Origin of the sequence: Mycobacterium sp. 852013-51886_SCH5428379 (assembly GCF_001665575.1) — a bacterium.
GTDB lineage: Bacteria > Actinomycetota > Actinomycetes > Mycobacteriales > Mycobacteriaceae > Mycobacterium.
Map to the genome: position 1 here is coordinate 187,109 of NZ_LZSU01000019.1, position 20,800 is coordinate 207,908.

Genomic DNA, 20,800 nt, shown 5'->3' on the forward strand with positions numbered 1-20,800 from the left:
GCCGCACGCCATCTAGAGTGCGAACATGAGCGCCTTGACAACACCCGATGTCGAAACGCTGGTCGTCGGCGCCGGGTTCTCCGGCATCGGCGCCGGGATACTGCTGGACCGAGCCGGCTTCGGTGACTATCTGCTGGTCGAGGCGGGCCCCGAGGCCGGCGGCACCTGGTACTGGAACAGCTATCCCGGCATCGGCGTCGACATCCCGTCGTACTCCTACCAGTTCTCCTTCGAACAGAACCCGGACTGGACGCGCACCTACGCGCGCGGAGGCGAGCTCAAGCGCTACGCCGACCACTGCATCGACAAGTACGGGCTGCGGTCCCGAATCCGCTTCGGCACCACCGTCGTCGCCGCATCCTTCGACACCGCCGCGAACGTCTGGCGTATCGAGCTCGACAGCGGAGAGGCCCTCACCGCGCGCTACCTGATCAACGGCAGCGGTCCGCTCAACGTGCCGAAACTGCCCGACATCGATGGCGTCGACACGTTCGCCGGGGTGACCATGCACACCGCCCGCTGGGACCACGGCCAGGACCTCACCGGAAAGCGGGTGGCCATCGTCGGCACCGGCGCCTCGGCGGTCCAGGTGATCCCCGAGATCGCGCCCGCCGTCGAGCGGCTCACCGTCTTCCAGCGCACGCCGATCTGGTGCTTCCCGAAGTTCGACGTACCGCTGCCGGCCGCGGCCCGCCGGGCGGCCCGGCTCCCCGGCGCTCAGGCCGTGCAGCGGCTGCTGAGCCAGGCCTACGTCGAGCTGACGTTCCCCGTCACGGCGCAGTACGCGAGCTACTTCCCGCTCGGCCGGCTCACCGAACGGATGGGCCGCAACTATCTGCGCCGCGAGGTGCGGGACCCGCAGGTCCGGGACAAGCTGACCCCGCGCTACGCGGTCGGCTGCAAACGGCCCGGGTTCCACAACTCGTACCTGTCCACCTACAACCGCGACAACGTCGAGCTCGTCACCGCACCCATCGAGAAGATCACCGGCGCCGGCGTCGCCACCGGGGACGGCGGTTTCCACGACGCCGACGTGCTGATCCTGGCCACCGGGTTCAAGGTCATGGACGTCGACGCGGTGCCGTTCACCGTGACCAACGGCGACGGCGACACCCTCAGCACCTTCTGGGAGCAGCACCGGATGCAGGCCTACGAAGGGGTCAGCATCCCGGGCTTCCCGAACTTCTTCACGGTGATGGGACCGTACGGCTACGTCGGCTCGTCGTACTTCGCGCTGATCGAGGCCCAGGTGGGCCACATCATCCGCTGCCTTGCCGAGGCGCGGCGTCGTGGTGTCCCCAAAGTCGAGGTCACCGCCGAAGCCAACGACCGCTACTTCGCCGAGATGATGCGCAAACGGCACACCCAGATCTTCTGGCAGCCCAGCTGCGGACAGGCCAACAGCTACTACTTCGACTCGAACGGCGACGTGCCGCTACGCCGGGCCACAACCGTCGAGGCGTACTGGCGCAGCCGCCGATTCCCGCTCGACGACTACGCCTTCATCAACTAGGACCTAGATGGCCGTCTTCAGGGCGTCGGCCTTGTCGGTGCGCTCCCACGGCAGATCCACATCGGTGCGGCCGAAGTGGCCGTACGCGGCGGTCGGCGCGTAGATCGGGCGCAGCAGGTCGAGATCGCGCACGATCGCACCCGGACGCAGGTCGAACACCGTGGTGATGGCTTTTTCGATCTTGGCCGGATCGACGGTCTCGGAACCGAACGTCTCGACGAACAGGCCCACCGGCGCGGCCTTGCCGATGGCGTAGGCGACCTGGACCTCGACGCGGTCGGCCAGGCCGGCGGCGACGACGTTCTTGGCGACCCAGCGCATCGCGTACGCGGCCGAGCGGTCCACCTTCGACGGATCCTTGCCGGAGAAGGCGCCGCCGCCGTGGCGTGCCCAGCCGCCGTAGGTGTCGACGATGATCTTGCGGCCGGTCAGGCCGGCGTCGCCCATCGGGCCGCCGAGCACGAACTTGCCGGTCGGGTTGACCAGCAGCCGGAAGTCGGAGGTGTCCATGGTGTCGTGGTTCAGATCGCCCAGCACGGTGTTGACGACCTTCTCGCGGATGTCCGGGGTCAGCGTGCCCTCGAGGTCGATGCCCTCGGCGTGCTGGGTGGACAGCACCACGGTGTCCAGGCGCACCGGGGTGACGCCGTCGTACTGGACGGTGACCTGGGTCTTGCCGTCGGGACGCAGGTAGTCGAGGACGCCGTTCTTGCGGACCTCGGTGAGCCGGCGGGCCAGCCGGTGGGCCAGCGCGATCGGCAGCGGCATCAGCTCGGGGGTGTCCTTGATGGCGTATCCGAACATCAGGCCCTGATCGCCGGCGCCCTGGGAGTCCAGCGGGTCACCGGCGCCCTCGACGCGGGTCTCGTGGGCGGTGTCGACGCCCTGGGCGATGTCGGGCGACTGCGCCCCGATACCGATGTTGACGCCGCAGGTGGTGCCGTCGAAACCCTTGTCCGACGAGTCGTAGCCCACCTCGAGGATCCGGTGACGCACCGTGTTGGTGATGTCGGCGAACGCCTCCTTGGCCGTCGTGGTCACCTCACCGACGACGTGCACCTGACCGGTGGTGACGAGCGTCTCGACCGCCACGCGGGACTTGGGGTCCTGGGCGAGCAGTGCATCGAGCACCGAGTCGCTGATCGCGTCACAGATCTTGTCGGGGTGCCCTTCGGTGACCGACTCACTGGTAAACAGCCGACCTTTGCTCACAGTGCCATCCTTCTTCTTTCGAATCATTGCCCGATGAAATTTGTTAGCCAGCCGAATCGTATCGGGGCTCCGTAGCACCTAAGCGCCTACCCGGCCGGCGCGCAAGCTTTTGGCGCGGACATTCGTCAGCGCTACCGGTCTACCGGCACGGTGCGCAGGAATCCCCCGACCGCATCGACGATACGGCTGGCCATCAGCGTCTTCGACTCGTGCTCCAACGCCACCTCGGTGCCGTCGGCCCCCAGCAGCCAGCCGTCGTTGCTGTCGACCTCGAACGCCCGATTCTCCCCAACCGCATTCACGACGAGTAGATCACAACCCTTGCGCTTCAGCTTGGCGCGGGCGTGGAACAGCACATCCCCGTTGGCGTCCCCGGTCTCCGCGGCGAAGCCGACGATGGCCCGCATGTTCGGCAGCTGGCCGTCGGACCGCGCGCGAACAGTGCCGGCGAGGATGTCGTCTGTGCGGGTCAGCTCGATCCCGGGTGCCGCCTCGTCGGGGTCGGCGGACTTCTTGATCTTGCTGGTGGCGAGGTGCTTGGGCCGGAAATCGGCCACCGCGGCCGCCATCACCAGGACGTGCGCGTCGGGGGCGTGCTTGGAGACCGCGTCGCGCAGCTGGGCGGCCGAACCGATGCGGACCACCTCGACCCCTGCGGGGTCGATCAGCCCCGCGGTGTTGCCTGCGATCAGGGTGACGTCGGCGCCGCGCTGGGCCATAACCCGGGCCACCGCGTACCCCTGCTTACCGGAGCTGCGATTGCCGATGAACCGGACCGGGTCGATGGGTTCCCGGGTGCCGCCGGCGGTCACCAGCGCCTTGACGCCGGACAGGTCGTAGGGCAGCGCGTCGGGACGGGCCAGCAGCAGCTGGGACAGGGTGGTGATCTCCTCGGCCTCCGGCAGCCGGCCCGCGCCGCTGTCGGCGCCGGTGAGCCTGCCGGCCGCGGGTTCGAGGACCACCGCGCCACGGCGACGCAGCGTCGCCACGTTCTCGACGGTGGCGGGATGGAACCACATCTCGGTGTGCATGGCCGGCGCGAACAGCACCGGGCAGCGGGCCGTGAGCAGGGTCGCGGTCAGCAGGTCGTCGGCACGGCCGGCGACGGCGCGGGCGAGTAGATCGGCGGTGGCGGGGGCGACGACGACGAGGTCGGCGCCCTGACCGATCCGCACGTGCGGCACCTCGTGGACGTCGTCCCAGACACCGGTGTGCACCGGGTTACCGGACAGCGCCTCGAAGGTGGCGGCGCCGACGAAGCGCAGCGCCGATTCGGTGGGTAGCACCCGAACCGAATGGCCGGCCTCGGCGAGCTGGCGGACCAGCGTGCACGCCTTGTAGGCGGCGATGCCTCCGGCGACGCCGACGATGATCCGCTTGCGGTCCACTGCCGGAAGTTACTCGCCCTCGGTGTGCTCGAGCAGGTCCTCGTGGATCTCGCGCAGCGCGATCGACAGCGGCTTCTCCTGCAGACCGGGCTCGACCAGCGGGCCGACGTATTCGAGGATGCCGTCGCCGAGCTGGTTGTAGTAGTCGTTGATCTGGCGGGCACGCTTGGCGGCGTAGATCACCAGGGCGTACTTGCTGGACGCGCGCGACAGCAACTCGTCGATGGGCGGGTTGGTGATGCCCAGCGGCGTGTCGTAGGCGCCTGCGGCCGAAGGATCGATGTCGAGGTCGTCCACGGCCAGCGGCGCGTCGGCGTGCGGGGTGCTCACTAAGAAGTCTCCTGGCGGTTTTGAGTGCAAGATCGGGCGTGCGACGGTCGTATCAGCCGTGGCCCACCAGCAAGGATACCAACTCTGAGCAGGCGAATTCCAACTGGCGATTCACGACGACCTCGTCGAACGCGTTCTGGGCGGCCAGTTCCGTGCGGGCAGTGGCCAACCGGCGGGCGATCACCTCGTCGGTTTCGGTGCCGCGGCCGCGCAGCCGCTGCTCGAGGACGTCCCAGCTGGGCGGGGCGAGGAAGACGGTCGTGGCCTCGGGCATCGCGGTTTTGACCGCGACCGCCCCGGCCAGGTCGACCTCGATGAGCACCGGGCGACCGGCGGCCATCGCCTCCCGGACCGGTTGGGCCGGGGTGCCCGAGCGGTGCAGACCCCCGTGGATGTCGGCCCATTCCAGCAGCGCGCCGTGGTCGATCAGTTCCTGGAACCGCGCGGGCGTGACGAACGTGTAATCGACGCCGTCCACCTCACCGGGACGCGGGGCCCTGGTCGTGGCCGAGACGCTGAAATACAGGTCGGGGATCCGTTCGCGCAGGCAGCGCACGACAGTGGACTTCCCGACGGCTGAGGGGCCGGACAGGACGATGACCCGTCCGACCCCCCGGCCGGCGCTCAAGCGTGCGCGCCTAGGACTGGTCGAACTTCTCGAGCAGCGCCTTGCGCTGGCGGTCGCCCAGACCGCGCAGGCGGCGGGTGGGGGCGATCTCGAGTTCGGTCATGATCTCCTGCGCCTTGACCTTGCCGACCTTGGGCAACGCCTCCAGCAATGCGGAGACCTTCATCTTGCCCAGGACTTCGTCGGTCTCGGCGTCCTGGAGTACCTGCTTGAGGTTGGTGCCGCCGCGCTTCAACCGATCTTTGAGCTCGGCACGCGCTCGACGTGCGGCAGCAGCCTTCTCCAACGCTGCCGCGCGCTGTTCGTCGGTCAACTGGGGAAGGGCCACGGGGTTCCTCCGTCTCTGGCGATTCTCTCGACCATCTTTTTCTGTCTCGGCTGGTAGAACCAGCCAGCGACGACGACCGTACCCACGCTGCCCGACGAACGCTAACCCCACCCCCGCGTTTCCGGATCAAAAGCCCAGCGTGTAGGGCCATCGACGGGCGATGCCGACGGGCGCGTCGGAACTCGGCCGCGACCGGTCCGGGACCGGGTTGGTCGGCGATACCCCTGTACACCAGGGCTTTTGGACCGCACGCGGGCAGAATCACCGCTCACTTGCGCTCTCGACCCCTGGTCGAGGGTTCGGTGGTCGAGGGGCAAACTTAAATTTTGCCTGGTCACGGCGTGTCGCGTGTCGGCTACCGCTTGATCTCGACGAGCAGCACCCACGAATTCGCCGACGCCGAGACGAACCCCGCGACGGTCGAGGCGGTCACCCAGAACAGCCCACCGCCCCACTGGGCGAGCAACGAGGCGCCGGCGACGATCAGCAGGACCGAGGGGATCAGCAGGAACATCAGCGTGTACACCCGGAAGTGCAGCGGACGGCCCCGGCCCTGATGCCGGCCGGCCCACAGCGATCCGGCCACCATCGCCAGACCGAGGCCCGCCAATTCGGCCGCCACCACCGCGCTCGACTGACCGGGGGTGGCGAGGAACACGGTGACCAGCAGGATCGAGATCGTCAGCGACAGTGTGGCGGCCGCGCGGGCGGGCACACCGGGGTGTGCCAGCACGTCGGACAGGTTCAGCGACAGCCCGACGAACAGCAGCCCGGCCAGCGCCGCCGCTCCGCCGCCGACGGTCTGGGCGAAGTCCGACCAGGCGGCGACGTCGTAGGCGGCGGTCACGCCAGGTATCCGACGGCGTCGCGCAGCCGGTCCGCCGCGTCGCGCAGCGCCGTCACGTCCGGTCCGCAGCGCAGCACCTCGCGCGACACCGTCGGCAACAGCTGACCTGGGCGTGCCCCGCCGAGGCCGCCCAGCGCATCCGGACGCCCGCCCTGGGCCCCCACCCCGGGCACCAGCACCGGGCCGCCCAGCGCGCTGACATCGGGGGGTTCGGCCACCGTGGCGCCGACCACCACCCCCACCGACCCGGGGCCCGGGGCCGCGGCGTTGACGGCGGCGGCGGCGTCGACGACGCTCTGCGCGACCGTGCGCTCATCCACGTGGGCCCGCTGCACCGACGCACCCTCCGGATTGGACGTCGCGGCCAGCACGAACACCCCGCGCCCGTGCGCGGCGGCGGTGTCGAGAAGTGGCGTCAGCGCGCCGAAGCCCAGATACGGCGATGCGGTCACCGCATCGGCGGCCAACGGCGACTCCCCCGCCCACGCCTGGGCGTAGGCGGCCATGGTCGAGCCGATGTCACCCCGTTTGGCGTCGGCGAGCACCAGCACCCCCTCCGACCGGAATGCGGCGATGGTCCGTTCGAGCACCGCGAACCCCGCCGAGCCGTACGCCTCGAAAAACGCGATCTGGGGTTTGACGATCGCGAATCCCGCGAACGCCTCCACACACGTCTCGCAGAACCGGCTCAGGCCGTCGGCGCCGACCGGCAGCCCCCACGCGGTGAGCAGCTCCGGGTGCGGGTCGATGCCCGGGCACAGCGGGCCGCGGCGGGAGACCGCGTCAGCGAGCCGCGCCCCGAAGCCGGCCCCCGCCCCGGGCACCGTCAGCGCTCCAGCTCGCTGTGCAACTCCTGCAGGCTCATCACCCCGATGTCGCCGCGGATCGCGGCCTCGATGCCCTGGACGGCCGCCGAGGCGCCCTGCACCGTGGTGACGCACGGGATGTTCATCGACACCGCCGCGGATCTGATCTCGTAGCCGTCGACGCGCGGACCGGAGTTGCCGTACGGGGTGTTGATCACCATGTCGACCTCACCGGCGCGGATCGCCTCGACCGCCGAGCGCCGTGTGTCGTCGGCTCCACTGGGATCTTCATAATGCTTGCGCACCTCGCCGCAGGGGATGCCGTTGCGGCGCAGCATCTCCGCAGTGCCCTCGGTGGCCAGCACCTGGAACCCCAGATCGGCCAGCCGCTTGACCGGGAACACCAGCGACCGCTTGTCGCGATTGGCGACCGAGACGAACACGGTGCCCTCGGTCGGCAGCGATCCGTAGGCGGCGGTCTGACTCTTGGCGAACGCGCTGCCGAAGTCGTGGTCGATGCCCATGACCTCGCCGGTCGATTTCATCTCGGGACCGAGCAGCGAGTCGATCTGGGAACCGTCCGCCTTGCGGAAGCGATGAAAAGGGAGGACGGCTTCCTTCACCGCGACCGGTGCGTTGCGCGCGGTCGCGGCACCGTCGCCGGTGGCGGCCAGCACACCCTCCGCCCGGAGCTGGGCGATGGTGGCGCCGAGCATGATCCGCGCGCACGCCTTGGCCAGCGGCACCGCGGTGGCCTTGGAGACGAACGGCACGGTGCGGCTGGCGCGGGGATTGGCCTCCAGCACGTAGAGCACATCGTCCTTGAGCGCGTACTGCACGTTGAGCAGTCCGACCACGCCGATGCCGTGGGCGATGGCCTCGGTGGCGCGCCGCACCGATTCGACGTCGCTGCGGCCCAGCGTCACCGGCGGCAGCGCACACGCCGAGTCGCCGGAGTGGATGCCGGCCTCCTCGATGTGCTCCATGATGCCGCCGATGTAGACCTCGGTGCCGTCACACAGGGCGTCGACGTCGATCTCGATGGCGTCCTCGAGGAACCGGTCCACCAAGACCGGATGCTCGGGCGACAGCTGGGTGGCGCGGGTGATGTAGCCCTCGAGCGTCTCGTCGTCGTAGACGATCTCCATACCGCGGCCGCCGAGCACGTACGACGGCCGCACCAGCACCGGATAGCCGATGTCGGCGGCGATCCGGCGGGCCTGCTCGAAGCTGGTGGCCATCCCGAACCGGGGCGCGGGCAACCCCGCACCACGCAGCACCTCACCGAACGCGCCGCGGTCCTCGGCGAGGTCGATGGCCTTGGGGCTGGTGCCGACGATCGGCACGCCGGCCTTCTCCAGCCGTTCGGCCAGGCCGAGCGGCGTCTGGCCGCCGAGCTGCACGATCACCCCGACCACACCGGGACCGCCTGCGCCGGAAGCAGATTCGGCGTAGTAGACCTCGAGGACGTCCTCGAAGGTCAGCGGTTCGAAGTACAGGCGGTCGGCCGTGTCGTAGTCGGTGGACACCGTCTCGGGGTTGCAGTTGACCATTACCGTCTCGAAGCCGGCCTCGCTCAGCGTCGTCGCGGCGTGCACACAGCTGTAGTCGAACTCGATGCCCTGGCCGATGCGGTTGGGGCCGGAACCCAGGATCAGCACCTTGGGTCGTTCGGGCTGCGGGGCGACCTCGGACTCGGCGGCAGGATCGAGTTCATAGCTGCTGTAGTGGTATGGCGTCTTGGCCTCGAACTCCGCGGCGCAGGTGTCGACGGTCTTGTACACCGGATGGATACCGAGCCGCTGACGCAGCGCGCGCACCCCCATCTCGCCCGCGAGCTCCGGCCGCAGCGCGGCGATCTGGCGGTCCGACAGTCCGCTGTTCTTGGCCCGCCGCAGCAGCTCGCCGTCGAGCACCGGGGTCTCGAGCAGTTCGGCCCGCAGCCCGACCAGCCCGGCGATCTGTTCGACGAACCACGGGTCCACCCCGGAGGCCTCTGCGACCTGTTCCACCGAACCGCCCAGCCGCAGTGCGTATTCGATGTCGTAGAGACGGCCGTCGGTCGCGGTGCGCAGTCCTTCGAGCACGTCGTCGAGCGACGCAAGCGGATCCGGCGCGGTCCAGAATCCCGCCCTGCCGCCCTCCAGTGAGCGCATCACCTTGCCGAGCGCCTCGATGAAATTGCGGCCCAGCGACATCGCCTCGCCGACGGACTTCATCGTGGTGGTCAGCGTGCCGTCGGCGCCCGGGAACTTCTCGAACGCGAACCGCGGCGCCTTGACCACCACGTAGTCCAGCGTCGGTTCGAAGCAGGCCGGCGTCTCCTTGGTGATGTCGTTGAGGATCTCGTCGAGGGTGTAGCCGATCGCGAGCTTGGCGGCGATCTTCGCGATCGGGAAGCCGGTGGCCTTGGAGGCCAGCGCACTGGACCGTGACACCCGCGGGTTCATCTCGATGACGATGAGCCGGCCGTCGCGGGGGTTGACCGCGAACTGGATGTTGCAGCCACCGGTGTCGACGCCGACCTCGCGCAGGATCGCGATGCCCAGATCGCGCATCGTCTGGTACTCGCGATCGGTGAGCGTCATCGCGGGCGCCACGGTGACCGAGTCGCCGGTGTGCACGCCCATCGGATCGAAGTTCTCGATGGAGCACACCACCACCACGTTGTCGTGGTGGTCGCGCATCAACTCGAGCTCGTATTCCTTCCACCCGTAGATGGATTCCTCGATCAGCACGTTCGCAGACGGGGACGCTGCCAGCCCGTGCCCCGCCATCCGTTCGACGTCTTCGGCGGAGTGCGCCATCCCCGAGCCCAACCCGCCCATGGTGAACGACGGGCGCACCACCACGGGCAGCCCCAGCTCGGCGACGGTCTCGCGGACCTCGTCCATCGTGAAACAGACGCGGCTGCGGGCGGATTCGCCGCCCACCTTGGCGACGATGTCCTTGAACTTCTGCCGGTCCTCACCGCGCTGGATCGCCTCGAAGTCCGCGCCGATCATCTCGACGCCGTAGCGCTCCAGCACCCCGTTCTCGTAGAGCGCCACCGCGGTGTTCAGCGCGGTCTGCCCACCCAGAGTGGCCAGCAGCGCGTCGATCCGGTTGCCGCGCTCGGCCTGCTGGGCGATGACCCGCTCCACGAACGCCGGGGTGATCGGCTCGATGTAGGTGTAGTCGGCGTACTCGGGATCGGTCATGATCGTGGCCGGGTTCGAGTTGATCAGGGTGACGGTGAGCCCTTCGGCCCGCAACACCCGGCACGCCTGAGTGCCCGAGTAGTCGAACTCCGCGGCCTGCCCGATGAGGATCGGCCCCGATCCGATCACCAGCACGTGGTTGAGATCCGTGCGACGCGCCATCTAGCGCTCCTCCCCCGACATCACCTTGACGAACTGGTCGAACAGATAGTTGGCGTCGCGCGGGCCCGCCGCCGCCTCCGGGTGGTACTGCACCGAGAAGGCCCGCCCGTCAACGAGTTTCACGCCCTCCACAGTGCCGTCGTTGGCGCAGGTGTGGCTGACGATCGCCTCGCCGAACGGGGTGTCGAATACCTCGCCGGCCTCACCTTCGAGCGCGAATCCGTGGTTCTGCGCGGTGATCGCGACCGAGCCGGTCGCATGGTCCATCACCGGAATGTTGATCCCGCGGTGGCCGAAGGTCATCTTGTACGTCGAGCGGCCCAGCGCCCGGCCCAGGATCTGGTTGCCGAAACAGATACCGAACAACGGGATCCCGGCCGCCAGCACCTCGCGGGTGACCGCGACGGCGTGATCGGCCGTCGCCGGATCGCCGGGACCGTTGGACAGGAACACCCCGTCGGGACGCAGATCGGCGATCTGGTCGAAGGTCGTGGTCGCGGGCAGCACGTGGCTGCGGATGCCACGGCGGGCGAAGTTGCGCGGCGTGTTGGTCTTGATGCCGAGGTCGATCGCGGCCACCGTGAACCGCGCGTCGCCGTCCGGATCGACGACGTAGGCGGTCGGCGTGGTCACCGCGCCCGCGAGGTCGGCGCCCAGCATGCCCGGCTGGTCGCGGACCCGGGCCAGCAGTTCCTCGGGGTCGGCCAGCGCATCGCCGGAGAACACCCCGGCCTTCATCGAACCGCGGGTGCGCAGATGCCGCACCAGGGCACGGGTGTCGATGCCGGCGATCCCGACGATGCCCTGGCGGACCAGCTCGTCGTCGAGGGTTCCGGTGGCGCGCCAGTTCGACGCCCGCGGGGACGGGTCACGCACCGCGTAGCCGGCGACCCAGATCCGGTCGTCGCGGCTCTCACCGTCTTCGGCGTTCCAGCCGGTGTTGCCGATCTGTGGGGCGGTGGCCACCACGATCTGCCCGTAATAGCTGGGATCGGTCAATGTCTCCTGATACCCGGACATCCCGGTGGAGAACACGGCCTCGCCGAGTGTCTGCCCGATCGCGCCGAACGGGACGCCGGTGAACGTCCGGCCATCCTCCAGGATCAGCAGGGCCCTGCTGTTCGTCACGCTACTTCCTCCAGCCAGCGGTCGTATTGAGTGCGGTCGTCGCCGCGGAACCCGGTGTCGATCTCGGTGCCCGACGGCAGACGCCACCGGATCGCCAGGATCCCTTCGTGCGGCTCGGTGTTACCCCGAGTCGCTGGGCTCCTGCCCCCTGGGACGACTTTCCCGACCATCCCGCGTTCGGTGCGGATGGCCGTCACCGAATCCGCGGGGATCCAGATCGGCCGGGCGCCGCTGCGCTGCACCATGATTCCCTCCGGATACCGGGTCAGCACCGCCTTGCACCGGTAACCCAGATCACCGACGGCGATGCGGTCGTGCCAGTTCGGCACCAGGGTGCTGCCGACGTACAGCCCCTTCATGCCGGGGATGACGGCCTGGCCGACGGTGTCGGGCAGCGGTGGCAGGGTGCCGATCAGTTCGATCTGCCGTTCGGCGCGGTGGCGCCATCCCCGCACCATGGCGCGGATCACCACGCCGATCAGCACCACGAGGATCGCCGCCATCACCAGCGACGTGACCAGCGTACCGGTGTTCATGCAATCTTCCCGTCGCGGGCGGTCACCTTGCCGCGCAACATCGTCAGCGTCACGGCGGCCGGCAGGGTCATCGATTCGTAGGGCGTGTTGTCCGAGCGGCTGGCCAGTTCGGCGCCGCTGACGGTCCAGGTGGCCTCGGGATCGACGACGGTCAGGTTGGCCGGTTCGCCGATTGCCAGCGGCCGGCCCTGATCGGTGAGTCCGACGATGCGGGCCGGGGCCTCGCTCATCACGCGGGCGACGTCCCGCCACGTCAGCAGTCCGGGTTCCACCATCGTGGCCACCACCACCGACAGCGCGGTCTGCAGTCCGAGCATGCCGGGCCGGGCGGCGGCGAATTCGCACATCTTCTCGTGGTCGGCGTGCGGTGCGTGATCGGTGGCGACACAGTCGATCACGCCGTCGGCCAGCGCCTGCCGCAACGCCTCGGCGTCACCGGCTTCCCGCAGCGGGGGGGTGACCCGGTTGCGGCCGTCGTAGGTGGCCAGCCGGGAGTCGTCGAGGAGTAGGTGGTGCGGCGTCACCTCGGCGGTGATCGCGATGCCCTGTTCCTTGGCCCAGCGCAGCAACTCCACGGTGCCCGCGGTCGACGCGTGGCAGATGTGAACGCGCGCACCGGCGTCGCGGGCCAACAGTGCGTCGCGGATCACGATCGACTCCTCGGCGGCGCGCGGCCACCCCGCCAGACCGAGCCGGGCGGCGTTGGGGCCCTCGTGCGCGACGGCGCCGACGGTCAGCCGCGGTTCCTCGGCGTGCTGGGCGATCAGCACACCCAGCCCCGAGGCGTATTCGAGCGCGCGCCGCATGATCAGCGGGTCGTGCACACAGATGCCGTCGTCGGAGAACATCCGCACCCGGCCGACACCGGCGGCCATCAGCCCCATCTCGGTGAGCTGGGCACCGGCCAGACCCACGGTGACCGCGCCGACGGGATGCACGTCGACCAGCCCCACCTGCTGTCCCCGGTGCCAGACATGATCGGTCACCACCGCGGTGTCGGCCACCGGGTCGGTGTTGGCCATCGCGAACACTGCGGTGTACCCGCCGAGTGCGGCTGCGGCGGAACCGGTTTCGATGTCCTCGGCGTATTCGCGGCCGGGTTCGCGCAGATGGGTGTGCAGATCGACGAATCCCGGCAGCAGAATCTGCCCGCGCACGTCGAGTACCTCCGCGTCCCCGGGCTCGAGACGCGCCCCGATGTCGGCGATCTGGCCATCGTCGTCGAGCACGTCGACCGGATCGCCCTCGCCGTAGGGGCGGACCCCCTGCAAAACCACGCTCATGCGCTGATCGCCTCCTGTTCGGCGCCGACGAGAAGGTGGAACAGCACCGCCATGCGGACGTGTACGCCGTTGGAAACCTGTTGCAGCACCGCGGATTGCGATGAATCGGCCACCGGACTGGCGATCTCCATCCCGCGCAGCATCGGGCCGGGGTGCAGCACCACCGCGCCGTCGTCCAGCAGCGCCTGACGCTTCTCCGACAGGCCGTAGCGCACGGAGTACTCCCGCGCCGACGGGAAGAACCCGCCGTTCATCCGCTCGGCCTGCACCCGCAGCATCAGCACCGCGTCGGCCGCGGGCAGTTCGGCGTCGAGTTCGTGCGACACCGTCACCGGCCAGCCGTCCACCCCGACGGGCAGCAGCGTGGGCGGCGCCACCAGCACGACCTCCGCACCCAGGGTGGCCAGCAGCAGCACGTTGGACCGCGCCACCCGGCTGTGCAGCACGTCGCCGACGATCACCACGCGGCGACCCTCGATGCCGCCGAGCCGCTGCCGGATCGTCAGCGCGTCGAGCAACGCCTGAGTGGGATGTTCGTGGGTGCCGTCCCCCGCGTTGATCACGCTGGGTCCGCCCTCTTCCGAGGCCGTCCACTCCGCCAGCTGCTGAGCCGCCCCGGAGGCCGGGTGCCGGATGATCAGCGCGTCGGCGCCGGCGGCGCGCAGGGTCAGCGCGGTATCGCGCAGCGACTCCCCTTTGGCCACAGATGATCCCGACGAGCTGACGTTGATCACGTCGGCGCTCATCCACTTGCCCGCGACCTCGAACGACACCCGGGTGCGGGTGGAGTTCTCGTAGAACATCGTGATCACGGTGCGACCGCGCAGCGTCGGCAGCTTCTTGACCTCGCGGCCCAGCAGCGCCTGGCTGAACCGGTCGGCGTCGTCGAGGATCGCGATCGCCTCGTCGCGGCTGAGGTCGGCCGCGCTCAACAGATGTCGGGTCATCGATTCTGTCTCTTCTTCGCGCAAGCGCTCATCAGCGTTCGGGCCCTCCGTAGGGTGCGATCCAGATGCCTTCCACGTCATCGGTTCCGGCCAGCCGCACCTTGACGTTCTCACTGCGCGAGGTCGGCACGTTCTTGCCGACGTAGTCGGCGCGCAGTGGGAGTTCGCGGTGGCCGCGGTCGACCAGCACGGCCAACTGCACGGCGTTCGGCCTGCCGAAGTCGCGCAAGGCGTCCAACGCGGCGCGCACCGAGCGCCCGGTGTAGAGCACGTCGTCGACGAGCACCACCAACGCGTGGTCGATGCCGCCCTCGGGGATCGAGGTGTCCGCCAGCGGCCGGGGCGGTTTGCTACCCAGGTCGTCGCGGTAGAGCGTGATGTCGAGGGCCCCGCGTCCCACGGTGACCCCGGAGAACTCCTCGATCTTCTCGGCCAGCCGGGTCGCGAGGGTGACCCCCCGCGTCGGAATGCCGAGCAGCACCACCCGGGGTGCGTCCGGGCCGTCGAGTGCGGTCTTCTCGATGATCTGATGCGCTATCCGGGAGATGGTGCGGCTCACGTCCGCCGCCGTCATCAATTCCCGGTCGGGGGTGTCAGGACTGCCCACGCGCGATCCAGACCTCCTTCTCCGCCTCGCGGGACGGATCGTTAAAGGATGTCAAACTGCCGGGGAGCCTACCACCGGCGCGGACATGCCCCGGTTGTGGTTAGCCTGGCTTGATGAATCTCGCTGGTAATGATGCGTCGATCCACGAGGCGGTCGACGCCGGACTGCTGTCGGGGGCAGTGACCCTGGTGTGGCAGGGCGGACGGGTGCTCCAGGTCAACGAACTGGGTCGCCGCGACGTCGAGGCGGGTCTGCCGATGCAACGCGACACCATCTTCCGCATCGCGTCGATGAGCAAGCCGGTCACGGTGGCGGCCGCCATGACGCTGGTCGACGAAGGCCGGTTGGCGCTGTCCGATCCGGTGACGCGGTGGCTGCCCGAATTGCAGGACATGACGGTGCTGGACGCGCCCGGCGGCCCGCTGGACCGCACCCATCCGGCGCGGCGGGACATCACCGTCGAGGATCTGATGACCCACCGCAGCGGGCTGGCGTACGTCTTCTCGGTGACCGGGCCGCTGGCCCGCGCCTACGGCCGGATCTCGGCGAAACAGGATCCGGGTGCCTGGCTCGCCGAGGTCGGCGCGCTGCCGCTGGAACACCAGCCCGGGGAGCGGATGACCTACAGCACCTCCACCGACGTGCTGGGCATCCTGCTCGAACGCATCGAGGGCTCCTCGCTGCAGGACGTGCTCACCGAGCGGATCCTCGGTCCCCTCGGCATGCCCGACACCGCGTTCTTCGTCGCGCCGCACAACCGGGGCCGGGTGGCGACGATGTACAAACTCGCCGACGACACGCTCAGCCACGACGCGATGGGCCCGCCGCGCACCACGCCGCCGCCGTTCTGCATGGGCGGGGCCAACCTGTTCTCCACCGCCGATGACTATCTGCGCTTCGCACGGATGCTCTTGAGCGGCGGGGAGATCGACGGTGTGCGCGTGCTCTCCGAGGATGCGGTGCGGCTGATGCGCACCGACCACCTCACCGCCGAGCAGAAGAAGCACCCGTTCCTGGGCATGCCGTTCTGGATGGGCCGCGGGTTCGGACTGAACCTGTCGGTCGTCACCGATCCGGCGAAGTCGCGCCAGCTGTACGGTCCCGGCGGACTGGGCACCTTCAGCTGGCCCGGCGCGTACGGCACGTGGTGGCAGGCGGACCCGAGCAACGATCTCATCTTGATCTACCTCATCCAGAACCTGCCCAACCTCAGCGCGGACGCCGCCGCCGCGGTCGCCGGGAACACCTCGCTGATGAAGCTGCAATCCGTCCAGCCCAAGTTCGTGCGGCGTACCTACGCGGCGCTGGATCTGTGACTTAATCTGTCGGCATGGCCAAGCCCACCGTCCTGATCAGCGGCGCAGGCATCGCGGGACCTGCTCTCGCACTGTGGTTGACGCGCAACGGGTTTAGCGTGGTCGTGACCGAGATCGCCGACGATATCCGACCCGGCGGACAGACGGTGGATCTGCGCGGCGCGGGTGCCGACGTGGTGGAGCGGATGGGTCTGCTGACCCAGATGCGCAGCCGCGCACTGTTCCAGCGCGGGATCGCCTGGGTGCGGGCCGACGGCAGCCGCCGCGCCGAGATGCCGGTCACCGCGTTCGACGGCAACGGCCCGGTCTCGAAGCTGGAGATCCTGCGCGGTGACATCGTCGAGGTCCTGTACGAGGCCACCAAGGCGGACACCGAGTACCGGTTCGGCACCCGCATCGCCGCCCTGGCCGAGCACGAGGCCGGTGTCGACGTCACGTTCGCCGACGGGTCGACGATGCAGGCCGACCTCGTCGTCGGCGCCGACGGACCGCATTCGGCGGTGCGCCGCCTCGCGTTCGGCCCGGAGGAGGACTTCATCCGGCCACTGGGCGGCTACAACGCCTGGTTCACCGCCCCCGACACCGCCGGGCTCGACGGCTGGTACCTGGCGTTCCAGGCGCCGGGCGGGCTGCACGCCTCGATGCGCCCGTCCCACGATCCGGCGCTGGCCAAAGCCAGCCTGTCGTTCCGGTCCGAACCGCTCACCTACGACCGGCACGACATGGACACGCAGCGCGCACTGCTGCGGGAACGGTTCGCCGGTGCCGGCTGGCAGTGCGACGCGCTGCTGGACGCGGCCGAGACCGCCGACGACTTCTACTTCGATTCGTTCGCGCAGGTCCACATGCCCGGGTGGTCGACGCGCCGGGTGGCGCTGGTCGGCGACGCCGGCTACTGCGCCTCGCCCCTGTCCGGGATGGGCACCAGCCTCGCGCTGGTCGGCGGCTATCTGCTCGCGGGCGAACTCGGCGCCGGGGACGGGATGTCCGGCGACCGGCTCGCGGCGGCGCTGGCGTCCTACGACCGGTTGATCCGGCCCTACGTCGAGCGCTGCCAGCACCTGAACAACACGCTGGACCGCTATGCGCCGATGACCGAGAAGGACATCCAGAACACCGCCTGGGCGTACAAGTGGATGCAGCGCTGGCCGTTCCGGATCGTCGCGTCGCGACTGTGGTTCACCACCGCCGACGCCATCACGCTGCCCGACTATCCCGTCCGCAGCACCGGCGGCTCGTAGGGCCGCACGTCGAGCAGCGGGATCACCTGGCGGGCGAAGCGTTCGGCCTCGGCGGCCAACGGCCAGCCCGACAGGATCCAGGTGTCGATGTCCAGTCGCGCGGACAACTCGGTGATCAGCCCCGCCACCGTCTCCGGGCTGCCGATCAGATAGTTGCCCGAGCCCTTACCGGCGATGTCGAACGGCGGTTCACCGGAGGTCCAGGTGGTCAGGCCCGCGGCGAGTCCGGGCGCGAACTCGAGCTGCTCGCGGCTGGGCAGGCGCCCGGCCCGCAGGCTGTCGATGCGGCTCTGGACCTGCGGGTCATCACTCGACATCTCCGCCAGCGGCCCGAATCCGAACGACCTCAGATTGCGGTCCGCCAGGCGCACCATTTCGGCCGGATCGGTCTGCGCCAGTTGCCATTCGAAGTGTCGCCAAGCCTCGGCGTGGGTGTCCCGGACGATCACGCTGGCCAGCACGCCCACCGGGATGACGCGTCCGGCGGCGTCGGCGGCCTGCCGCATCGCGCCGAAAGTCTTTGCCAGGCTGCCGGGTTCGGCGAGGAAGCTCAGATAGCTGTCGAGTACCGCGACGGCGTGGCGGATCCCCTCCGGTGACGCACCGGTCCCCCACACCGGGACACCGCCCTCCTGGCGCGGCCCGGCGATCGGCGGTTTGTAGCGCGGGCCGAACCGGAAGTGCTCACCGTCGAACGCGGCCGCATCGTCGAGGTACAGCCGGCGCACGGTCTTCCAGAACTCCTCGGATTCGCCGTAGCGCGCGGCTTTCGGGGCGAACCGGCCGTAGCGGGCCAGTACGGGGTCGGCGCCGTTGACCTGGTTGAAGATCAGCCGACCACCCGAATAGTGGTCGAAGACCTGCGCCTCCTCGGCGAGGAGCGCGGGCGGTTTGACGCCGGGGTACTCGGGGATCATGAAGCGCAACCGCTCGGTGTCGCCCACCAGGGCGATGGTCTCCCGCGCGGTGCTCAGCGCGCCGAAGTAGCCGAGCCCGTCCAGCGCGGCCGCCACCGACCGCAGATGCGAAAGCGACGGTGGCACACGGTGTTCCGGCTGCCATGGCACATCGCCGTCGGCGCCGTTGAGGTACCACATGATGCGCAGGCCGGAACCGGCGTGTGCCTCGGGGTCAGGCATCGTCGCCGACGGCGCGCACCGCCTCTGCCGCCGCCCGGATCTGGGGGGTCACCAGCATGACCTGGCCCAGCACCCCGTTGACGAATCCCGGAGAGTCATCGGTGGAGAGCTGTTTGGCCAGTTCGACCGCCTCGTCGACCGCCACCGGTTCGGGTACGTCCTCGGCGTGCAGCAGCTCCCACACGGCCACCCGCATGATCGCGCGATCCACGGCGGGCAACCGGTCGAGCGTCCAGCCCTGCAGATGCGCCGAGATCAGATCGTCGATGTGGGCGCGGTGCTCGGTCACCCCGCGCGCGACAGTCACGGTGTACGGGTTGAGAGCGGTCACGTCGGGCTGCTGTCCGGCCAGCGCGTTGCGCGCGGTGGCGACCTCGGCGGCGGTCATCCCGCGCGCCTCGGCTTCGAAGAGCAGATCGACCGCGCGCTTGCGGGCCTGGTGCCGGCCCCGGTCCGGTTTGCGGTCAGGCATGACTAGCTGTTGACGCGGCCCAGGTAGTTGCCGTCCCGGGAGTCGACTTTGAGCTTGTCGCCGGTGTTGATGAACAGCGGCACCTGGATTTCCGCACCCGTCTCGAGGGTGGCCGGTTTGGTGCCCGCACTGGAGCGGTCACCCTGCAGACCGGGTTCGGTCGAGGCCACCACGAGTTCGACGGTGACGGGCAGCTCGAGATACAGCGGCACCCCGTCGTGGAACGCGATCTGCACGGGCATGCTCTCGAGCAGGAAACCGGCGGCCCGGCCGACCAGCGCCTCCGGAAGCGGATGCTGCTCGTAGTCCTCGGAGTCCATGAACACGAAGTCCGAACCGTCGCGGTAGAGGTAGGTCGCGTCGCGGCGGTCGACGGTGGCGGTCTCCACCTTCACACCGGCGTTGTAGGTCTTGTCGACGGTCTTGCCCGAGACGACGTTCTTGAGCTTGGTCCGCACGAACGCCGGACCCTTACCGGGCTTGACGTGCTGGAACTCGATGATCTGCCAGAGTTGGCCGTCGATGTTCAGGACGAGCCCATTTTTGAAGTCGGCGGTCGATGCCACGGTCGGTGTTCTCCTGTAGTCCTAGTTGATGACCACCAGTTCCTTGGGGAACCGGGTGAGCAAGTCGGGTGTGTCTTCCCCTGCGCCTGTAGGGCTGCCGACGACCAGCGTGTCCTCGATACGGACACCGCCACGGTCGGGGAGGTAGACACCGGGTTCCACGGTGACCGCAGAGCCAGCAAGCAGTGTACCGGCGGCGGCGGCATTGATTCCCGGCGCTTCGTGGATCTGCAGTCCGACGCCGTGTCCGAGGCCATGCCCGAAGTGGTCGGCGTAGCCGGCGTCGGCGATGACGCGCCGGGAGGCGGTGTCGACGTCTTTGAGCGTCACGCCCGGGGCCAGGGCCTCGCGGCCGGCCCGCTGCGCGTCGGCGACCAGCGCGTAGATGTCACGTTGCCAGTCGGCAGCTCGGCCCAGCACGAAGGTGCGGGTCATATCGGAGTGGTAGCCCGACACCAGCGCGCCGAAGTCGATCTTGACGAAGTCGCCGGCCGCCAGCACGGCGTCGGTCGGCCGGTGGTGCGGGATGGCGGAGTTCGCGCCCGCGGCGACGATGGTCTCGAAAGACGGGCCGTCCGCGCCGTGGTCGAGCATCAGGTCCTCGAGCTCGCGACGCACCTCTTTCTCGGTGCGACCGGGCCGGAGTCCGCCCCGGGCGAGCAGATCGGCCAGCGCCGCGTCGGCGGCCTCGCACGCCAGCCGCAGCAGCGCCACCTCACCGGCGTCCTTGACCTCACGCAACGCCTCGACGGTGCCCGGAGCGCGGACCAGTTCGGTCCGGCCGGCGGCCTCCAGCAGCCGGGCGTGTTGGTCGACGGTCACCACGTGGCTCTCGAAGCCCAGCCGGGCGGTCCCGGCCGCGGCCGCCCGCTCCACCAGGTGGGGTCCGCAGGCGCGTTCGATGACCACCTCGGCGTCGGGCGCCTGGGCGGCGGCCTGTGTGCGGTACCGGCCGTCGGTGGCCAGCACCGGCGTGACGTCCGACGCGCTGATGAGCAACGCCGCGTTGGAACCGGTGAATCCGGACAGGTATCGCACGTTGATGAGGTCGGTGACCAGCATCGCATCGAGTTCGGCCGCGATCAGTCGCTCGCGCAGCCGGTCCCTGCGCTGGGAAATTGTCACAGCCGCTGACGCTACTCGCTAGGCTG

At 69.4% G+C, this 20,800-nt stretch carries 20 protein-coding genes; 3 read left to right on the plus strand and 17 right to left on the minus strand.

Annotated features, from left to right (window positions below; all coding sequences use genetic code 11):
* The first annotated feature begins 25 nt into the window (after positions 1-25).
* A complete protein-coding gene (locus tag A5757_RS08285; protein ID WP_066831218.1) occupies positions 26-1,513 on the plus strand; it encodes an NAD(P)/FAD-dependent oxidoreductase in 1,488 nt (495 codons plus the stop codon).
* Between the two features lie 3 nt (positions 1,514-1,516).
* Here A5757_RS08285 and metK read toward each other — a convergent pair whose 3' ends face one another.
* From metK to pyrR, 13 genes are all read right to left on the minus strand, one after another.
* Positions 1,517-2,725, minus strand: a complete 1,209-nt coding sequence (gene metK / locus A5757_RS08290) for a methionine adenosyltransferase (RefSeq protein ID WP_066831225.1) — start codon at positions 2,723-2,725, stop codon at positions 1,517-1,519.
* A gap of 131 nt (positions 2,726-2,856) precedes the next feature.
* Positions 2,857-4,113 carry a bifunctional phosphopantothenoylcysteine decarboxylase/phosphopantothenate--cysteine ligase CoaBC gene (gene coaBC / locus A5757_RS08295; protein WP_066831227.1) on the minus strand — a complete coding sequence of 419 codons (1,257 nt, stop codon included), beginning with the start codon at positions 4,111-4,113 and terminating at the stop codon, positions 2,857-2,859.
* A 9-nt stretch (positions 4,114-4,122) separates the two neighbouring features.
* The gene (rpoZ, locus tag A5757_RS08300; protein WP_066831229.1) at positions 4,123-4,443 is read right to left on the minus strand and encodes a DNA-directed RNA polymerase subunit omega; all 321 of its coding nucleotides are present in this window, start codon (positions 4,441-4,443) and stop codon (positions 4,123-4,125) included.
* Positions 4,444-4,495: 52 nt separating this feature from the next.
* On the minus strand, positions 4,496-5,071 hold the full coding sequence (gene gmk / locus A5757_RS08305) for a guanylate kinase (protein WP_066831231.1): 576 nt from the start codon (positions 5,069-5,071) through the stop codon (positions 4,496-4,498).
* Between the two features lie 10 nt (positions 5,072-5,081).
* On the minus strand, positions 5,082-5,399 hold the full coding sequence (gene mihF, locus A5757_RS08310; RefSeq protein WP_066831233.1) for an integration host factor, actinobacterial type: 318 nt from the start codon (positions 5,397-5,399) through the stop codon (positions 5,082-5,084).
* Between the two features lie 355 nt (positions 5,400-5,754).
* Positions 5,755-6,246, minus strand: coding sequence for a hypothetical protein (locus tag A5757_RS08315; RefSeq protein ID WP_066831235.1), 492 nt, complete (start codon positions 6,244-6,246; stop codon positions 5,755-5,757).
* A complete protein-coding gene (pyrF, locus tag A5757_RS08320) occupies positions 6,243-7,070 on the minus strand; it encodes an orotidine-5'-phosphate decarboxylase (RefSeq protein WP_066831237.1) in 828 nt (275 codons plus the stop codon). The genes A5757_RS08315 and pyrF overlap by 4 nt, the downstream gene beginning before the upstream one ends.
* Before the next feature lie 2 nt (positions 7,071-7,072).
* Positions 7,073-10,414: a carbamoyl-phosphate synthase large subunit gene (gene carB / locus A5757_RS08325; protein ID WP_066831240.1), complete on the minus strand. Its 3,342-nt coding sequence runs from the start codon at positions 10,412-10,414 to the stop codon at positions 7,073-7,075.
* On the minus strand, positions 10,415-11,542 hold the full coding sequence (carA, locus tag A5757_RS08330) for a glutamine-hydrolyzing carbamoyl-phosphate synthase small subunit (RefSeq protein ID WP_197497292.1): 1,128 nt from the start codon (positions 11,540-11,542) through the stop codon (positions 10,415-10,417).
* Complete coding sequence (locus A5757_RS08335; RefSeq protein ID WP_066831243.1) at positions 11,539-12,078, minus strand: transporter; 540 nt, start codon at positions 12,076-12,078, stop codon at positions 11,539-11,541. Before A5757_RS08335 ends, carA begins: the two co-directional genes overlap by 4 nt.
* Positions 12,075-13,361: a dihydroorotase gene (locus A5757_RS08340; protein ID WP_066831245.1), complete on the minus strand. Its 1,287-nt coding sequence runs from the start codon at positions 13,359-13,361 to the stop codon at positions 12,075-12,077. Before A5757_RS08340 ends, A5757_RS08335 begins: the two co-directional genes overlap by 4 nt.
* Positions 13,358-14,308, minus strand: coding sequence for an aspartate carbamoyltransferase catalytic subunit (locus A5757_RS08345; protein ID WP_066831248.1), 951 nt, complete (start codon positions 14,306-14,308; stop codon positions 13,358-13,360). The genes A5757_RS08340 and A5757_RS08345 overlap by 4 nt, the downstream gene beginning before the upstream one ends.
* Positions 14,309-14,339: 31 nt before the next feature.
* Entirely contained in the window at positions 14,340-14,915 is a 576-nt protein-coding gene (pyrR, locus tag A5757_RS08350) for a bifunctional pyr operon transcriptional regulator/uracil phosphoribosyltransferase PyrR (protein WP_066831251.1), read from the minus strand.
* 113 nt (positions 14,916-15,028) lie between these two features.
* Between pyrR and A5757_RS08355 the strand changes: the two genes are divergently transcribed.
* Positions 15,029-16,231, plus strand: a complete 1,203-nt coding sequence (locus A5757_RS08355) for a serine hydrolase (protein WP_066831254.1) — start codon at positions 15,029-15,031, stop codon at positions 16,229-16,231.
* A gap of 14 nt (positions 16,232-16,245) precedes the next feature.
* On the plus strand, positions 16,246-17,472 hold the full coding sequence (locus A5757_RS08360) for an FAD-dependent monooxygenase (protein ID WP_066831256.1): 1,227 nt from the start codon (positions 16,246-16,248) through the stop codon (positions 17,470-17,472).
* On the opposite strand, the gene A5757_RS08365 is transcribed toward A5757_RS08360, so the two are convergent.
* The 4 genes from A5757_RS08365 to A5757_RS08380 are packed head-to-tail and all read right to left on the minus strand — an operon-like array spanning position 17,442 to position 20,774.
* Positions 17,442-18,611 (minus strand): LLM class flavin-dependent oxidoreductase, encoded by a 1,170-nt coding sequence (locus A5757_RS08365; RefSeq protein ID WP_066831257.1) that lies wholly within the window; start codon positions 18,609-18,611, stop codon positions 17,442-17,444. The genes A5757_RS08360 and A5757_RS08365 overlap by 31 nt on opposite strands.
* Positions 18,604-19,083, minus strand: a complete 480-nt coding sequence (gene nusB, locus A5757_RS08370; protein ID WP_066831260.1) for a transcription antitermination factor NusB — start codon at positions 19,081-19,083, stop codon at positions 18,604-18,606. The genes A5757_RS08365 and nusB overlap by 8 nt, the downstream gene beginning before the upstream one ends.
* Before the next feature lie 2 nt (positions 19,084-19,085).
* The gene (gene efp, locus A5757_RS08375) at positions 19,086-19,649 is read right to left on the minus strand and encodes an elongation factor P (protein ID WP_066831263.1); all 564 of its coding nucleotides are present in this window, start codon (positions 19,647-19,649) and stop codon (positions 19,086-19,088) included.
* A gap of 21 nt (positions 19,650-19,670) precedes the next feature.
* The gene (locus A5757_RS08380) at positions 19,671-20,774 is read right to left on the minus strand and encodes a Xaa-Pro peptidase family protein (RefSeq protein WP_066831266.1); all 1,104 of its coding nucleotides are present in this window, start codon (positions 20,772-20,774) and stop codon (positions 19,671-19,673) included.
* Between the last annotated feature and the right edge of the window lie 26 nt (positions 20,775-20,800).

Bases quoted from the DNA above. Each gene is read 5' to 3' on its own strand.
- A5757_RS08285 (WP_066831218.1), top strand. From the start codon at position 26: ATGAGCGCCTTGACAACACCCGATGTCGAAACGCTGGTCGTCGGCGCC.
- carB (WP_066831240.1), bottom strand. From the start codon at position 10,414: ATGGCGCGTCGCACGGATCTCAACCACGTGCTGGTGATCGGATCGGGG.
- A5757_RS08335 (WP_066831243.1), bottom strand. From the start codon at position 12,078: ATGAACACCGGTACGCTGGTCACGTCGCTGGTGATGGCGGCGATCCTC.
- A5757_RS08340 (WP_066831245.1), bottom strand. From the start codon at position 13,361: ATGAGCGTGGTTTTGCAGGGGGTCCGCCCCTACGGCGAGGGCGATCCG.
- A5757_RS08345 (WP_066831248.1), bottom strand. From the start codon at position 14,308: ATGACCCGACATCTGTTGAGCGCGGCCGACCTCAGCCGCGACGAGGCG.
- A5757_RS08355 (WP_066831254.1), top strand. From the start codon at position 15,029: ATGAATCTCGCTGGTAATGATGCGTCGATCCACGAGGCGGTCGACGCC.
- A5757_RS08360 (WP_066831256.1), top strand. From the start codon at position 16,246: ATGGCCAAGCCCACCGTCCTGATCAGCGGCGCAGGCATCGCGGGACCT.
- A5757_RS08365 (WP_066831257.1), bottom strand. From the start codon at position 18,611: ATGCCTGACCCCGAGGCACACGCCGGTTCCGGCCTGCGCATCATGTGG.
- nusB (WP_066831260.1), bottom strand. From the start codon at position 19,083: ATGCCTGACCGCAAACCGGACCGGGGCCGGCACCAGGCCCGCAAGCGC.